This is a genomic window from Pseudomonas sp. TMW22090 (assembly GCF_022496665.1).
Taxonomy (GTDB): Bacteria; Pseudomonadota; Gammaproteobacteria; order Pseudomonadales; family Pseudomonadaceae; genus Aquipseudomonas; species Aquipseudomonas gregormendelii.
This window is the reverse complement of sequence record NZ_SCFH01000004.1, coordinates 189,100-202,744: the sequence shown is the minus strand read 5'-3', so window position 1 is coordinate 202,744 and position 13,645 is coordinate 189,100. Positions and strand designations below refer to the sequence as shown.

The window sequence follows — 13,645 nt, the reverse complement described above, 5'->3', positions numbered from 1 at the left end:
GGTTTCTGTAGAGGCCGAGGCACTGTGTGCAGACGCCATCGCGGGCAAGCCTTGCTCCCACAGAGGTGTCGGCCATCCACAAATACTGCGCTCACCACCAATACGCTGTGGGAGCGGCGGTGCGAGGATTCGACTTGCCCGCGAAAGCGGCCGGCGCCTCAACCACGATATTTGGATCTACCGCGGCATATACCCCAACTGCCAACGCCGTGGAATCTTCAGCGACAACACCCCGATTACCCCCGCCAGCAGCCCGCTGACAAACAGCGCCTTGAGCCCCAGATGATGCTCCAGGAGGGCACCCAGCACCGCGCCGGCGAACATCCCGGTCCACGGGATCAACTGCACTCGCCAGCCATTGCGCCGTTCGCCCAGCATCCATCGGCCCAGTCCACGACCAAACCGCGAGAGGGCGCCAGTCACGTAGGTGAGCCCGACCGGCAGGCCATTGACCTCTTCCACGGCCGCATTGAGCATGCCCATGGCGATGATCGCCGCGAGCAGGGCGGGCAGCTGATCTGCATATGGCCAGGCCGCCGCACCGCACAGCAGCATGGCGATGCACAGTAATAACGGCAGCGCCCGGCGGCCGCCAACACGGCTGACAACAATTCCCAGGGCATTGCCGACGACGAAGGTGGCGACCAGGATCACCAGGCGCAAGGTCAGGCCCAGATCGCCGTCACTGATGGCCACGGCGAGGCGGGTGGTGTTGCCGCTCATGAACGAGACGAAATCGCCACTGGCCATGAAGCCAATGGCATCGGTCATGCCGGCGAGCACCGAGAGGCTGGCGACCAGCGACAGGCCGATGCGACCACGCCATTTGCGGGCGTGCAGATGGCCGTCGCTGGCTCGGTTACTGGAGGACGATGGCAACATCGGCGCAGGCATCCTTGTGTGATGGGTTAGTGGGCCAACCCATATAACTCGCAATACTCCAACCAGTCCATGCCCGCCATCTCGGCCACTTCGCGGTGAACTTCCAGGCGCTGCGCCTGATAGTCCGCTTCAGTCGCGGCGGTCAATTGCAGCGTCAACTCCCAGGCAAACAGACCCAGGCGCTCGGCCTCGGCTTCGAAGGCCTCGTGCAGCCGTTCTTCGCGGTACTGCGCGGCGGTCTCGCCCTTGGCCTGGGCCAGCAGAGGGTTGAGGGTGTCGAGTTCTACGCGCAGTTCAGGGCGCTCGTCGAGAAACTTCTTCAGTGCCTGATCATGTTGCTGTTCGGTTGCTGCCATGGTCGCTCCTTGGCAAGGGATTACGAAGTCTGCTTCTTGCTGGCCTTGGCCGCTGCCGCCAGACACTCCAGGGCAAATTGCTCAGGGTAGGTCATCTGGATTGGCGTGGTCTCGCCCTTGACGGTGCGTTCGCCTTCAAGGATGTAGCGGATGCGCTTATCGGTCACACCGATGCGCTTGGCGATCCAGGACGGGGTCTGGCCAATCTGGCTGATCAGCTTGTCGGCGTATTCGGCGGTAGGTTTGTAGTATTCGGCGTTGGGTGTCATGACCTTTCCAGAAAATGGCCCGCAAATCGGGCAATCGGACGTTTATGGCGCGACAGGGTGCGCGAATCGTCTCGCGGTGTCGCGGTATAAATGAAGTAAAGCAGAATGAAACGCCCTGTCTGGATGATACAGTCGGCTTTTTCCTGATGAGTGAACGCAATGCGAATTCTGCTGCTGGCCCTGGCCGCTACCCTGCTGGCGGGCTGCGCCGGCTCGGTGATGAACGATGCTCGGACCAAAACCCCGTACCAGACCCTGAAGTCGGACAAACCGGAAAAAGTCGTCGCCCAGTGCGTGCAGTTTTCCTGGCAGGACGAGGCGGTGTTCGGCGTCGATGCGGGCGCCTACCTGCAACCGGGCGAGAAGGGTGGGTCGACCGTCTACACCCGTGCTGCGGAGTCGTTCGTGGACGTGACCACGGATGCGTCGGGGACTGTGCTGAACTATTACGCCCAGCAGGACGATTTTGTGGCCAAGCGCCGCTTGGCTGCGTTGGCAACCTGCCTCTGATTCAACGAAATTACACATTTCAACCTGTGAGTGAGCCTGCTCGCCCCCACACGGTGGTTGTGTATCGCCTGGAGGGTCAGGCGATGGTCAGGCGCTTCTGGAAAAAGAAGCGCTTGTGCCCCGGCGGGTAATCGGCGATATGCCCGAACTCGCTATAACCCATCTTGCGGTAGAACCCCGGGGCCTGGAACTCGAAGGTGTCGAGCCAGATCCCCAGGCATTCCTTCTCCCGGGCGTGATCCTCGGCCATTTGCATCAGCCGTGAGCCCAATCCCTGTCCCCGGGCATTTTCCGGCACCGACAGCAATTCGATATACAACCACTGGTAAAACACCTTGCCGTACAAACCGCCGAGAACCTGGTCGTGCTCGTCGCGCACCAGCAAGGCGATCGGCTGCGCTTTCGTAACTCCCGTCTTCGAGGCGTTGTAGGCGCGCAACGGCAGGAGAATCGCCTGGTGCTGCTCTTCAGTGGGGTCTTGCGTGACTTCTATGTGCAGCGTCATCAGCTAAATCCTTATGGCCATGAGTGAATCGGCAGCAGCGTACCGCGACGCGTGCGGTTTGATCCAGCCCTGGCGTGGAACTGTCGCGCAAGCGCAAATGTCTAGCCTTAACAGCGTCATTCGAGAACGCCGCCGATGAGGAACCACCGTGAATATTTTTGAAGCCTTGCGCGAAAGCCATGACCGTCAACGTACCTATGCCGACGCGCTGATCCAGACCAGTGGCGATACCCCGGAGCGTGCCGAGGCCTACCAGCGCCTGAAGTCGGAGCTGCAGGCACACGAAACCGCCGAGGAGCGGCATTTCTACATCCCGTTGATGGAGTTCGACAATGGCGTTGACCTCAGCCGTCACGCCATTTCCGAGCACCACGAGATGGACGAGATGATGGAAACCCTCGACGAGACCGAGATGTCCAGCCCGTCCTGGCTGGCCACGGCGAAGAAATTGTCCGAGAAGGTCCATCACCACTTGAAAGAGGAGGAGCAGAAGTTCTTCCAGATGGCCGGCAAATTGCTGAGCGACAAGCAGAAAGAGACGCTGGCAGGGCAGTACTTGAAGGAGTTCGACGAGCAGCTCGCTCAGGCGTCCTGAAGGGCTTCTTCGCCTCGAATTTCGCACGCAACCCCGGGGGAGCGCCGGGGATTGCGACCGGTGAAGGACAATGCAGCGCCGGGGAGGCGCAATACGCAATCGCGACCATACTTCGTACTGCTCTTGAAGCGTTCACTCTGTTTGTCCCCCGAAACTGAAAACAAAAAGAGACTGAATCATGAAGTTCGAACCTTTGGCCAAATCGCTGATAGCGACCTCCCTGGCGCTCAGTTGCCTGTCTGCTTATGCGGCCTCAGTGGCCCCGGTCGCCGCCGAAAACGGCATGGTCGTCACCGCCCAACACCTGGCCAGCCATGTGGGTGTCGATGTGCTCAAGAACGGTGGCAACGCCGTCGATGCTGCCGTCGCAGTCGGCTATGCGCTGGCAGTGGTCTATCCCGCAGCGGGCAACCTTGGCGGTGGTGGTTTCATGACCATCCAGCTGGCCGACGGACGCAAGACCTTCCTCGACTTCCGTGAAAAAGCCCCGCTGGCCGCCACTGCCGACATGTATCTGGATAAAGAAGGCAATGTCGTTCCGGACCTCAGTACCCGAGGCCACCTGGCAGTTGGCATTCCGGGCACCGTGTCGGGCATGGAGTTGGCCTTGTCGAAGTACGGCACCAAGCCGCGCAAGGAAGTGATCGCCCCGGCGATCAAGCTCGCTGAAGACGGTTTTGAGCTGCAGCAGGGCGATGTCGAGCTGCTGGAATACGCCACGGACGTGTTCAAAAAAGACATGAAGGATTCCGGCTCGATCTTCCTGAGCAACGGCGAGCCGATGCAGGTCGGGCAGAAACTGGTGCAAAAGGACCTGGGCAAAACCCTGCGGGAAATTTCCGAGAAGGGCGCCGACGGTTTTTACAAAGGCTGGGTTGCCGACGCTATTGTCACGTCCAGCCAGGCCAACAAGGGCATCATTACCCAGGCCGACCTCGACAAATACAAGACCAGGGAACTGGCACCCGTAGAGTGCGACTACCGGGGTTATCACGTGGTCTCGGCGCCACCGCCAAGTTCCGGCGGCGTGGTGATCTGCGAGATCATGAATATCCTTGACGGCTACCCGATGAAAGACCTGGGTTACCGTTCGGCCCAGGGCATGCACTACCAGATCGAAGCCATGCGCCACGCCTATGTCGACCGCAACAGCTACCTCGGCGATCCGGATTTCGTGAAAAATCCCATCGAACACCTGCTGGACAAGAACTACGCGACCAAAATCCGCGCCGCCATCGACCCGAAAAAGGCTGGCGTGTCGCGCGAGATCAAGCCCGGCGTTGCGCCCCATGAAGGCAGCAACACCACCCATTACTCGATCGTCGATAAATGGGGCAATGCGGTGTCGGTGACCTACACCCTCAACGACTGGTTTGGCGCCGGCGTCATGGCCAGCAAGACCGGGGTCATCCTCAACGACGAAATGGACGACTTCACCTCGAAGATCGGCGTACCGAACATGTATGGCCTGGTGCAGGGCGAGGCCAATGTCATCGCTCCCGGCAAGGCGCCGCTGTCGTCGATGAGCCCGACCATCGTGACCAAGGACGGCAAGGTGGTGATGGTCGTCGGCACTCCCGGGGGCAGCCGCATCATTACCGCGACACTGCTGACAATCCTCAACGTGATCGACTACGGGATGAACATCCAGGAAGCGGTGGATGCCCCGCGTTTCCATCAGCAATGGCTGCCGGAAGAAACCAACCTGGAAACCTTCACCACCAGTCCCGACACGGTGAAGATGCTCGAAAGCATGGGCCACAAATTCGCCGGGCCCCAGGATGCCAACCACGTCGCGGCGATTCTGGTCGGCGCGCCTTCGCTTGAGGGCAAGCCGGTTGGCAAGAACCGCTTCTACGGAGCCAACGACCCGCGGCGCAATACCGGCCTGTCACTTGGCTATTGAAGGTTGTATTTAAAGGGGGACAGATCTATTTTCTGTTCCCCCGCACCACCCACTCAAGGAAGGACAATCATGACCACCGCACTGCTGATCGTCGACGTACAGCACGCCTTGTGCACCGGCCAGTACCAATGCTTCGATATTCAACGGGTGATTGCCAACATTAACACGCTCAGCGCCAGGGCAAGGGCCGCCAGCATCCCGGTCGTGCTCATCCAGCACCACGAAAAGGGCGACTTGCTGCAACATGGCTCCGAGGGCTGGCAACTCGCCAAGGGACTGGACACTTCGCCCGAGGACCTGCGAATAGGCAAGACCACCGGGGACTCCTTCTACCAGACCCCACTTGAAGCGTTGCTGCTGGAGCGTGAGGTTGACCGCCTGATCATCTGCGGCCTGCAAACCGACTATTGCGTAAACGCCACCGTCCGCCAGGCGCATGCCCTGGGCTACGACGTGGTACTCGCCGGCGACGCGCATTCCACGGTCGATAACGGCAATACCACCGCCGAAGACATCATTGCCGAACACAACAAAACCCTGGCCCACCTGACCGGCCCGGTAGGCCGGATCGATATAACAGCGGCCAACGAAATCAAACTTTAACGCCGAACCACGGCTACACTTATCGCCTGTTCCACCAACCCACGTCCTTCCCTGGCATGAGGCGAATCTGTCGTGGAAGTTGTCGCACTTCTCTCTGGCTACCTGATGGCGTGGGTGATCGAGCCGGTCGCCCATCAGTTCGTTGGCATCTTTGACCTCAATGGCCGCTTTGGTCTGTTGTTCCTTGGCGTGTCCTACTCGGTCGCCTACAGCCTTTTTCGTTACCGCAGGCGTCGCGGTTTGACTGACGCTTCATCGTTCTGGCAATTCATCGGCGCCGGCAAGGTCCATTTCCACCCCTCTGCATTACTGGATTACCGCTACTACTTTGTGCGCGCCATCCTCAAGGTCGCCCTGGTGCTGCCGCTCGTCGGCATCGTTGACCCGCACATCCTGCGCCCGGCCGACTACGTTGGTTTTTTCACCAACCTGTGGGGGGCTCGCGTGCAAGTGCAGCAACACCTCGGCCTGTCATTGCTGTACGGACTGGGTGTTTTCCTGGCGCGAGACTTCACCCATTACTGGACCCACCGCGCCTTTCATACGCGCTGGCTCTGGGCGTTCCACAAGGTCCACCATTCGGCACAGGTATTGGTGCCGGCGACAGCCAGCCGCGTGCATTTCCTGGAGAAGGTGGTGGAAAAGCTCTCCATCAGCGTGATGGTCGGCGCCTATGCCGGCGTATTCTGGTATGCCTGTGGCGGCGAGGTCAGCCGCTACACCCTGTTCGGCGTGACCTACCTGGTGTTCATCCTCAACGGGCTGGCGGCGAACCTGCGCCACAGCCACGTGTGGTTATCGTTCGGCCCAGCCATCGAGCATGTGCTCAACAGCCCGGCCCAGCACCAGATTCATCACAGCGATGCGCCGCGCCATTTCGACAGGAATTTTGGCGTCAACCTGTCCCTGTGGGACTGGATGTTTGGCACGCTCTATGTCACTACGTCCAAGCCTGAGTCGCTGCAGTTCGGTATCGCCGGCCAGGGTCCTGAGCGTTACCACACGCTCGGCGACCTGATCGTAATGCCCTTCCGCGAAATCGCCAGCAAGATAGGCACGCTCAGGCCGTGGGCGCAAACCCGTCGCCTGCGTCAGCTCGTCATGAACTGGACGCAACCGCCACGCCTATGGCATCGTCAAATCAAAACGTTGTGCAATGATCAGGATAAAAACCAATGGAGGAGGGGGACGAGGTCGACGCCAAGGTATCGATGGCAACGCTAAAGGCGTTCAATCTTTGCGTGCTGGAACTGGGTCGGCTGGCCCGGGATCATCGCTCAACCCGATTCATCGAAGATGGCCTGCAGGCGTTTCGCTCACTGGTGCCCTTTGCGTCGGCCTGGTGGGGGGAGATGTCAGTGTCGGGCGTCAATATTCCTCCGAAAAGCTGGATGCACGGGCGAATCGACCTGCCTGAATCCTTTGCCGTCGAATGGCACAAGGGCGCCGATGCGGACAGTTTTTCCCATGACACTTTAAGCAAGTCCGGTACCGTGGTGCGCGAAAGCGGTTATGACGATCTGGACGAAGGCGTGAGTGCCTTTGCCCGGCGCCACGATCTGTTCCATGCGATGTGCATCACCTTTGAGCTACCCGAAAGCGGGTTAATGTTCTTCGTGTGCCTGTATCGCGGCCAGCATGAGTGCGCGTTCGAACAGGACGCGGCCGGTTTGTTCAGCGCCTTTTGCGATCATCTGCTGCAGCTGTGGCGGTTCCAGGTGCAGGACATGATTCGCGTTGACACGGGGAATGGAGCAAGCGACTTCGGCGTCGCCCGCATGGATGGCAGCCTGCTGTATATAGGCGCTGCCCTGGGTGTGGCCATCCAGCGCGAATTGCCTCAGTGGGACGGTTCGACGCTGCCGCCCGAGGTGATTGTCCAGTTAGCCAAAGCGCCGTGCGTGATGCGCCTGGGGCGCTGCGCCCTGACACTTTCGCCTAACAGCGAGCATGTGATCCTTTCCCTGGAAACCTTGTCACGCGGGGTGATGCTCGCACCCCGGGAGCGCACCGCAGCGATGTTGTTTGCCGCCGGCCATTCCTACAAGGAAATCGCCAAAATCCTCGCGTTGAGCCCGGCCACCGTGCGCACCTACCTGCGCAACTGCTATGTGCAGCTTGGGGTGAAAAGCAAGGTCGAACTGGGGTCGGCACTGCGCTCCCCCTCTGCGAACCCTCTGGCCAAATCCGGGTAACAGATTCTGTTGAGACGTGCTGCATCCACAAGTATTTCCCTCACCCTCCTCATTTGTAGAGGTCCATTCAAACGCCGCGCCCTATAGGGTAGCTCCTGCATTACGGGGCGAGCACGGCAGTCTGAACGGGCGCTTTAAAAACTATAAAAACAGAGGTGGGACACGTGAAATTCTCCAGGCTGGGTATCGCAGTGACAACGGCGACGGCATTTTCCTTGATGTCGCTGGTGGGGTGTCAGACCCAAGGCTCCAACGCCGCCGATATGGTCATGCGCAACGGTTATGTCTACACCGTCGACGGTCAGAATTCTGTGCAGCAGGCGATTGCGGTAACGGCGGGCAAGATCGTCTACGTCGGCAGCGAGGCCGGGGTGGCCGCCTTTGTCGGTCCGCAGACCCGGCAGGTCGACCTGGCCGGGCGCATGCTGATGCCCGGCTTCATCGACGCGCACATGCACCCGGGTGACGGTGGCCGGGCGATGACCTTATGCGACCTGAAATACCAGACCATGACCCGCAAAGTATTCCAGGAACGGATTCAGGCCTGCCTGGATGCCGAGCCGGACAAAGGGCCGGATGTCTGGCTGGAAGTCGGTAGCTGGGACCGCATGGGCATGGACGGGCTCGATGGCGACCCGGACAAGTCGACGCTGGACGCCCTCAGGACCAAACGTCCCATCCAGGTACGCTCCAGCGATTTCCATACCGTGCTGGTTAACTCACGCGGCCTGGCGATCGCCGGCATCGGTAAGGAGACTGTTGATCCCGGCGACGGCAAGTACGCCCGTGACAGCGCCGGCAATCCAACTGGCATCTGCGAAGACGGCGCCGCCGAATCGATGGCCGCCGTAGTGCCTCCGGCAAGCGATGCACAGAAGTTGATCCAGACTCGCGCCGCACTCGACGCCATGCGCCAGCAAGGCATCACCAGTTTCTTCGATGCCTTGTCGGGTGCTGAAAGCGCCAAGGCATTTACTCAACTGCAGCAGTCGGGCGAGCTGACTTCCCGAGCGCTGCTGGCCATCAAACTGGACCCGGCCGCCGCCGCAGCGGACCCGGCGAAGACCATCGCCGAAGCGAAGGCTCTGGCCGCCACCTATGACCAGGGCGAGGCTCAACCGGCTCCTGGTGTGAGCATGCGTCACGTCAAATTGTTCATGGACGGGATCATCAATGCGCCTGCGGACACCGGCGCGATGCTGACGCCCTATCTAGAAAACAGCGGGACCGAGAAGGCCCCCCAGTGGACGCCCGGCAAGAATCTTGGCGAGTTGTATTTCCCGTCTCAGACGCTCAACCCGCTGTTGCTCAGGGCTGTCCAGGCCGGACTTGATCCACATCTGCATGCTACCGGCGAACGGGCAGTGCGCGCCTCGCTCGACAGTGTCGAATACGTGCGCCGTCAGCTGCCTGGCAGCGACTTTCGGCCTGCCATCGCCCACGCAGAATCGGTTGACCCCGCCGACTACCCGCGCTTCAAGGCACTCGATGTGACGGCAACCATGTCCTTCCAGTGGGCCCAGCAGGCGCCGTCCACCATTGACGGCACCAACGAACATTTGGGGCCGGCACGTTTTGCCCGCATGGAACCGTCGGGCAGCATTGCCAACGCCGGTGGGCGCATTGCCTATGGTAGCGACTGGCCGGTCGATCCGCTCGACGAGTTCCTCGCGCTGAAAATTGGCGTGACCCGCGCCGGCGATCCGCTGAACCCCCACAGCTATGGGCCCGAGTATGCCGGCAAACTCAATGGCGACCCGGCGCTGTCGCGCAGCGAAGTGCTGCGGGCCATCACCTTCAATGCCGCCCAACAGCTGAAGCTGGAGGCCGTCACCGGCTCGCTTGAAGTCGGCAAGTTCGCCGACCTGATCGTCCTGAAGAGAAACTTCATGCAGGTGCCGGAAGCAGAACTGGGCCGCAATGAAGTGCTGTTGACTGTCGTCGGCGGCAAGGTGGTGTGGGCCAAGGCGCCGTTTGTGGGTCTTGACCCGCAAGCGTTGCCCCAGGCTTCGGTCACCCCGACCGCTCAATAAAAAAAACCAGAGAGCATTCCCATGCAACGATTTCTTCCCAACCTGTTGGCCGCCGCGCTGGCTATGACCTCGCTGCATGCGATGGCTGCCGCCGACCTGGTGTTGTTCAACGGCAAAGTATTCACCGCCGAACCAGGTCAGGGCCTGGTGCAGGCCGTGGCCGTGCAAGACGGCAAGATTCTTCAGGTGGGCACTGATGCCCAGATCAACGCCCTGGCCGATGAGCGCACCCGGCGCATCGACCTGGGGGGCAAGGTGTTGATGCCCGGCATGATCGATACTCACAGCCACCCGGTAGTGGCGGCCTTCGACAGCATGGGCGCCACGTTGCTGGACGAGGTCAAGCCGTTGCCGGAGCTTGAGCAATGGATCATCGAGCAGGACCGGGCCGGACGCGCCCGGGCCGGTGATGTGATCAGCATCGCCGGGGTGAGTTCGGCCTATTGGGAGAACAGCCGGCAGCTCGGTCTGCGCTTCAATCAGGGCCGCTGGGCCGATCAGCCATTGGTGCTCAGCGGGATCGACGGGCATACCGGCTGGGCCAACAACGCCATGCTCAAGCGGCTGAAGATCGACGCCGCACTCGTGGAGAGCCTGTCGGAATCCGAGCGCAGTTACGTGGGACACGAGAAGGATTTCACCCCCACCGGTTACTTTGCCGAATCGCGCTGGGACCAGGTCCGCAGCCAGATTCCGCCACCCACCCCGCAGGTCATGCTGCAGGCGGCGCGCGAAGCTGTCAGGGTAAACAATCAATACGGCGTTACCGCCTGGATGGACGCTGCGGCGAACGCCGGCAGCGGTGACTCGCTGTTCGATTTCAATGCCACCGAGCAGAGCTACGGCGTGCTGCCGCTGTACCGCGAGCTGGCGGAACAAGGCGAACTCACGGCGCATGTAGCGGCGTTACTGCTGACCAATCCGAAGAGCAAACCGGCCGACCTGGCAGTGCTGGACAAGGTCGTGCAGAAATTCGCCGGCGTGCCCAACCTGACATTTGCGGGCCTCAAGGTCTTTGCCGATGGCGTGCTGGAGTTCCCTGGCCAGACGGCTGCAGTGATCGTGCCGTTCAAGAACAGTGGCAAAGACGGTCAACTGCTGATTGATCCCGCCCACTTCGGCGAGTTGGTGGTGGCCGCAGAGCAGCGGGACTGGATCGTGCACATGCATGCTGTCGGAGACCGCGCGGTGCGTGAGTCGCTCAATGGCTTTGAGTATGCGCGCAAGCTCAACCCGACCCCCATGCCGCACAGCATCAGCCACCTGCAACTGGTCAACCCGAAGGAATTTACGCGCTTCAAGCAACTGGGGGTGATCGCTTCCATGCAATTACTGTGGGCCACGGGTGAGAGCTATACCGTGGAGCTGGTCAAGCCTTACATCAGCGCGTTTGCCTACGGCTACCAGTATCCTGCGCGGTCGTTGCATAACGCAGGGGCGCTGATCGCCGGCGGCAGTGACTGGCCGGTATCCAGCCCCAACCCGTGGAATGCCATCGCCCAGGCCAGTACCCGAAAGGGTCCGCTGGGCGTGTTGAATGCCAATGAAAGCATCGATCGCCAAAGCATGTTTTATGCCTACACGATCAACGCCGCCAAAGCCTTGCGCCTGGAGAAACAGATCGGCTCGCTGCTACCCGGCAAACAGGCCGACCTGATCATCCTCGACCGCGACGTATTCAAGGTCAGCGACGAAGAATTGTTCGACACCCAGGTGTTGAAAACCTTCTTCGCCGGCAAAGAGGTCTACACCCCGGCGTCCTGACCGCTCCTTCACCACTCCCGAAAAAACCGCCTGGCCCCTCTCACCGCGAGGGGCTCGGCAGCCGCACGCCCGATATTCCTGCCACTCATAAAAACAAGAGACTCGTATGAACCCGCGCGCATTGCTCACCCTTGTCAGCCTGGCTCTGTCACCCTTGATGTCCCAGGCCATGGTCCTTGACGACAACTTCAGCCTGGACATGAGCCTGGCCGCCCTCAGCGACTACCGCACCCGCGGGATTTCCCAGACATTGGGTGATCCGGCAATCCAGGCCGGCGCCACGCTGGTGCACAGCAGCGGCCTGTACGTCGGCGCCTGGACTTCCAACGTGGATTTCGGCGGCCCGTTCAAGACCCGCCAGGAGCTCGAGTACTACGCCGGTTACTACTGGCAGACGACCGACGCCATCAGCCTGGACCTGGGTTATCTCAAGTACAGCTACCCGAAGGAAGGGCAGTTCAACTTCAGTGAGGTGTACGGGATTCTCGACGTCTATGGGGTGAAACTCGGCGTTTACTACTCCAACGACACGCCCAACGTGTTTGGTGAAGACCAGGACACGCTCTACACCTACCTCGCCTACAAGATCGAGTTGCCGGCTGACGTGGGGCTGGACCTGCGCGTGGGTCGCGGCGACGTCAAGGACCCGGCCTACTGGTCTGGCAGCGGCGACAACCGCGACGCTTACTACGAATGGGAAGCCAAGCTCACGCGGGAGTTCGTCGACGTTACCTGGGGCCTGAGCTACATCGACACCGACCTGTCGCAAAGCGAATGCGCCAGCTGGTACGGCTATGGTGATCTGTGCACCGCCACGGTGGTCGCGAGCGTCAGCAAGACGTTCTGAGTTGCCGGGCGCTTCGTAGGAGCTGCCGAGGAACGAGGCTGCGATCTTTGACCCTGAAAGGCCAGATCAAAAGATTGCAGCCTCGTTTCACTTGGCAGCTCCTGCAGGGTATCTGTGGCGGGCAGGGATTTTTAGCTTCGCGGGCTTGCTCGCGAAGTTGCCGAGGGCGCCGGGGTCATCCAGAATGCGCTTTATCGTTACCCTGCGCCTTTGATCGCAGCCGTCATATGAGGCACCGCATAAGCCTTGTACCAATGATTCATGCCTTCAATGGCAGTCTTCGCCGGCGCACTGTCACGGGCCCCCACCAGTTCCGCACAGGCCTGCGCCATTGCGATCAGGATCCGCGCCGCCTCCGGCACATAGGGGAGGTCATCCCTGGTTTCGTGGCGTTCGCGAATGATCTGGTAGCGGATGTTTTCCGGCAAGGTCCAGGCACTGATCAGAAACTCCTGGACTGAACAATCGACGCCGTTGACGTGCACGGTCGCGGCGCGGTGTTCTTCTCTGAGGCCTGCTGCTTCCAGCTGTTCGCAGCTGTCGATGACAGTGTTCATCATGTCGCGGATCTGTTGCCAGTCAGTTTTCATTTGAGGTCCATTTCAAGAGGGGGAGCCGTAGGAGCTGTGGGAGCTGCCGAGTAAAACGAGGCTGCGATCTTTTGATCTATCCTTGCCTACCAACAATACCGCAATCCCACCCCACGGAGACAGTCCTCCATGTCCCTACACGCCTTGCGCGCCGACGCCAGTCACCTCGACCTCATCGCTCCGTTGTTTGACGCCTATCGCGTTTTCTACCGCCAACCTTCGAACCTGGCGCAGTCGCGCGCTTTTATCGCCGAGCGTATCGCCCGGGACGAGTCGGTGATTTTCCTTGCCCAGGACGACACAGGCGAGGCGCTGGGATTTGTCCAGCTGTTCCCGACCTTTTCCTCCATCGACGCGCACCGTACGTGGCTGCTCGGGGACCTGTTCACCACGGCCAATGCCCGCGGTCGCGGAGTCGGGACTTTGCTGATGAATACGGCACGCTCCTTTGCCGTGTTGTCGGGCGGCAAAGGCATGGTGCTGGAAACCGCTACCGACAATTTCAACGCCCAGCGCTTGTACGAGTCGCTGGGCTACGTGCGCGACAGTGGCTACTACACCTACTGCCTCGATTTGCAGCAGCGCTGAAA

General features: G+C 60.6%; 15 protein-coding genes. 10 read left to right on the top strand and 5 right to left on the bottom strand.

What is annotated here, in order from left to right:
• Positions 1-177: 177 nt before the first annotated feature.
• Genes EQV97_RS13455 through EQV97_RS13445 form a run of 3 tightly spaced genes read right to left on the bottom strand, consistent with a single transcriptional unit; the run spans position 178 to position 1,507 of the window.
• Complete coding sequence (locus EQV97_RS13455) at positions 178-882, bottom strand: YoaK family protein (RefSeq protein WP_122839230.1); 705 nt, start codon at positions 880-882, stop codon at positions 178-180.
• Between the two features lie 26 nt (positions 883-908).
• Positions 909-1,238 (bottom strand): DUF6388 family protein, encoded by a 330-nt coding sequence (locus EQV97_RS13450; RefSeq protein WP_225568597.1) that lies wholly within the window; start codon positions 1,236-1,238, stop codon positions 909-911.
• A 20-nt stretch (positions 1,239-1,258) separates the two neighbouring features.
• Entirely contained in the window at positions 1,259-1,507 is a 249-nt protein-coding gene (locus tag EQV97_RS13445; RefSeq protein WP_045062247.1) for a hypothetical protein, read from the bottom strand.
• Between the two features lie 159 nt (positions 1,508-1,666).
• On the opposite strand from EQV97_RS13445, the gene EQV97_RS13440 reads away from it, so the two are divergent.
• Positions 1,667-2,017 (top strand): hypothetical protein, encoded by a 351-nt coding sequence (locus EQV97_RS13440; RefSeq protein WP_240889068.1) that lies wholly within the window; start codon positions 1,667-1,669, stop codon positions 2,015-2,017.
• A 76-nt stretch (positions 2,018-2,093) separates the two neighbouring features.
• Here EQV97_RS13440 and EQV97_RS13435 read toward each other — a convergent pair whose 3' ends face one another.
• Positions 2,094-2,522: a GNAT family N-acetyltransferase gene (locus EQV97_RS13435; protein ID WP_225568595.1), complete on the bottom strand. Its 429-nt coding sequence runs from the start codon at positions 2,520-2,522 to the stop codon at positions 2,094-2,096.
• 148 nt (positions 2,523-2,670) lie between these two features.
• On the opposite strand from EQV97_RS13435, the gene EQV97_RS13430 reads away from it, so the two are divergent.
• The 8 genes from EQV97_RS13430 (at position 2,671) to EQV97_RS13395 (ending at position 12,465) form a co-directional block, all read left to right on the top strand.
• Complete coding sequence (locus EQV97_RS13430; RefSeq protein WP_240889067.1) at positions 2,671-3,117, top strand: hemerythrin domain-containing protein; 447 nt, start codon at positions 2,671-2,673, stop codon at positions 3,115-3,117.
• 178 nt (positions 3,118-3,295) lie between these two features.
• Positions 3,296-5,023, top strand: coding sequence for a gamma-glutamyltransferase (gene ggt, locus EQV97_RS13425; protein WP_240889066.1), 1,728 nt, complete (start codon positions 3,296-3,298; stop codon positions 5,021-5,023).
• A 69-nt stretch (positions 5,024-5,092) separates the two neighbouring features.
• Positions 5,093-5,626, top strand: coding sequence for a cysteine hydrolase family protein (locus tag EQV97_RS13420; RefSeq protein ID WP_240889065.1), 534 nt, complete (start codon positions 5,093-5,095; stop codon positions 5,624-5,626).
• 72 nt (positions 5,627-5,698) lie between these two features.
• Positions 5,699-6,850 (top strand): sterol desaturase family protein, encoded by a 1,152-nt coding sequence (locus EQV97_RS13415; RefSeq protein ID WP_240889064.1) that lies wholly within the window; start codon positions 5,699-5,701, stop codon positions 6,848-6,850.
• Complete coding sequence (locus EQV97_RS13410) at positions 6,802-7,821, top strand: helix-turn-helix transcriptional regulator (RefSeq protein WP_240889063.1); 1,020 nt, start codon at positions 6,802-6,804, stop codon at positions 7,819-7,821. The genes EQV97_RS13415 and EQV97_RS13410 overlap by 49 nt, the downstream gene beginning before the upstream one ends.
• Positions 7,822-7,985: 164 nt before the next feature.
• Positions 7,986-9,854, top strand: coding sequence for an amidohydrolase (locus EQV97_RS13405; protein WP_240889062.1), 1,869 nt, complete (start codon positions 7,986-7,988; stop codon positions 9,852-9,854).
• Between the two features lie 21 nt (positions 9,855-9,875).
• Positions 9,876-11,618 (top strand): amidohydrolase, encoded by a 1,743-nt coding sequence (locus tag EQV97_RS13400; RefSeq protein WP_240889061.1) that lies wholly within the window; start codon positions 9,876-9,878, stop codon positions 11,616-11,618.
• A 106-nt stretch (positions 11,619-11,724) separates the two neighbouring features.
• On the top strand, positions 11,725-12,465 hold the full coding sequence (locus tag EQV97_RS13395) for a TorF family putative porin (protein ID WP_122839220.1): 741 nt from the start codon (positions 11,725-11,727) through the stop codon (positions 12,463-12,465).
• Between the two features lie 197 nt (positions 12,466-12,662).
• On the opposite strand, the gene EQV97_RS13390 is transcribed toward EQV97_RS13395, so the two are convergent.
• The gene (locus EQV97_RS13390) at positions 12,663-13,055 is read right to left on the bottom strand and encodes a hypothetical protein (protein WP_122839219.1); all 393 of its coding nucleotides are present in this window, start codon (positions 13,053-13,055) and stop codon (positions 12,663-12,665) included.
• Positions 13,056-13,184: 129 nt separating this feature from the next.
• Between EQV97_RS13390 and EQV97_RS13385 the strand changes: the two genes are divergently transcribed.
• Positions 13,185-13,643, top strand: coding sequence for a GNAT family N-acetyltransferase (locus EQV97_RS13385; protein ID WP_240889060.1), 459 nt, complete (start codon positions 13,185-13,187; stop codon positions 13,641-13,643).
• Positions 13,644-13,645 lie beyond the last annotated feature (2 nt).

Bases quoted from the DNA above. Each gene is read 5' to 3' on its own strand.
- EQV97_RS13450 (WP_225568597.1), bottom strand. From the start codon at position 1,238: ATGGCAGCAACCGAACAGCAACATGATCAGGCACTGAAGAAGTTTCTC.
- EQV97_RS13445 (WP_045062247.1), bottom strand. From the start codon at position 1,507: ATGACACCCAACGCCGAATACTACAAACCTACCGCCGAATACGCCGAC.
- EQV97_RS13455 (WP_122839230.1), bottom strand. From the start codon at position 882: ATGTTGCCATCGTCCTCCAGTAACCGAGCCAGCGACGGCCATCTGCAC.
- EQV97_RS13390 (WP_122839219.1), bottom strand. From the start codon at position 13,055: ATGAAAACTGACTGGCAACAGATCCGCGACATGATGAACACTGTCATC.
- EQV97_RS13385 (WP_240889060.1), top strand. From the start codon at position 13,185: ATGTCCCTACACGCCTTGCGCGCCGACGCCAGTCACCTCGACCTCATC.
- ggt (WP_240889066.1), top strand. From the start codon at position 3,296: ATGAAGTTCGAACCTTTGGCCAAATCGCTGATAGCGACCTCCCTGGCG.
- EQV97_RS13400 (WP_240889061.1), top strand. From the start codon at position 9,876: ATGCAACGATTTCTTCCCAACCTGTTGGCCGCCGCGCTGGCTATGACC.
- EQV97_RS13395 (WP_122839220.1), top strand. From the start codon at position 11,725: ATGAACCCGCGCGCATTGCTCACCCTTGTCAGCCTGGCTCTGTCACCC.
- EQV97_RS13440 (WP_240889068.1), top strand. From the start codon at position 1,667: ATGCGAATTCTGCTGCTGGCCCTGGCCGCTACCCTGCTGGCGGGCTGC.
- EQV97_RS13420 (WP_240889065.1), top strand. From the start codon at position 5,093: ATGACCACCGCACTGCTGATCGTCGACGTACAGCACGCCTTGTGCACC.
- EQV97_RS13410 (WP_240889063.1), top strand. From the start codon at position 6,802: ATGGAGGAGGGGGACGAGGTCGACGCCAAGGTATCGATGGCAACGCTA.
- EQV97_RS13435 (WP_225568595.1), bottom strand. From the start codon at position 2,522: ATGACGCTGCACATAGAAGTCACGCAAGACCCCACTGAAGAGCAGCAC.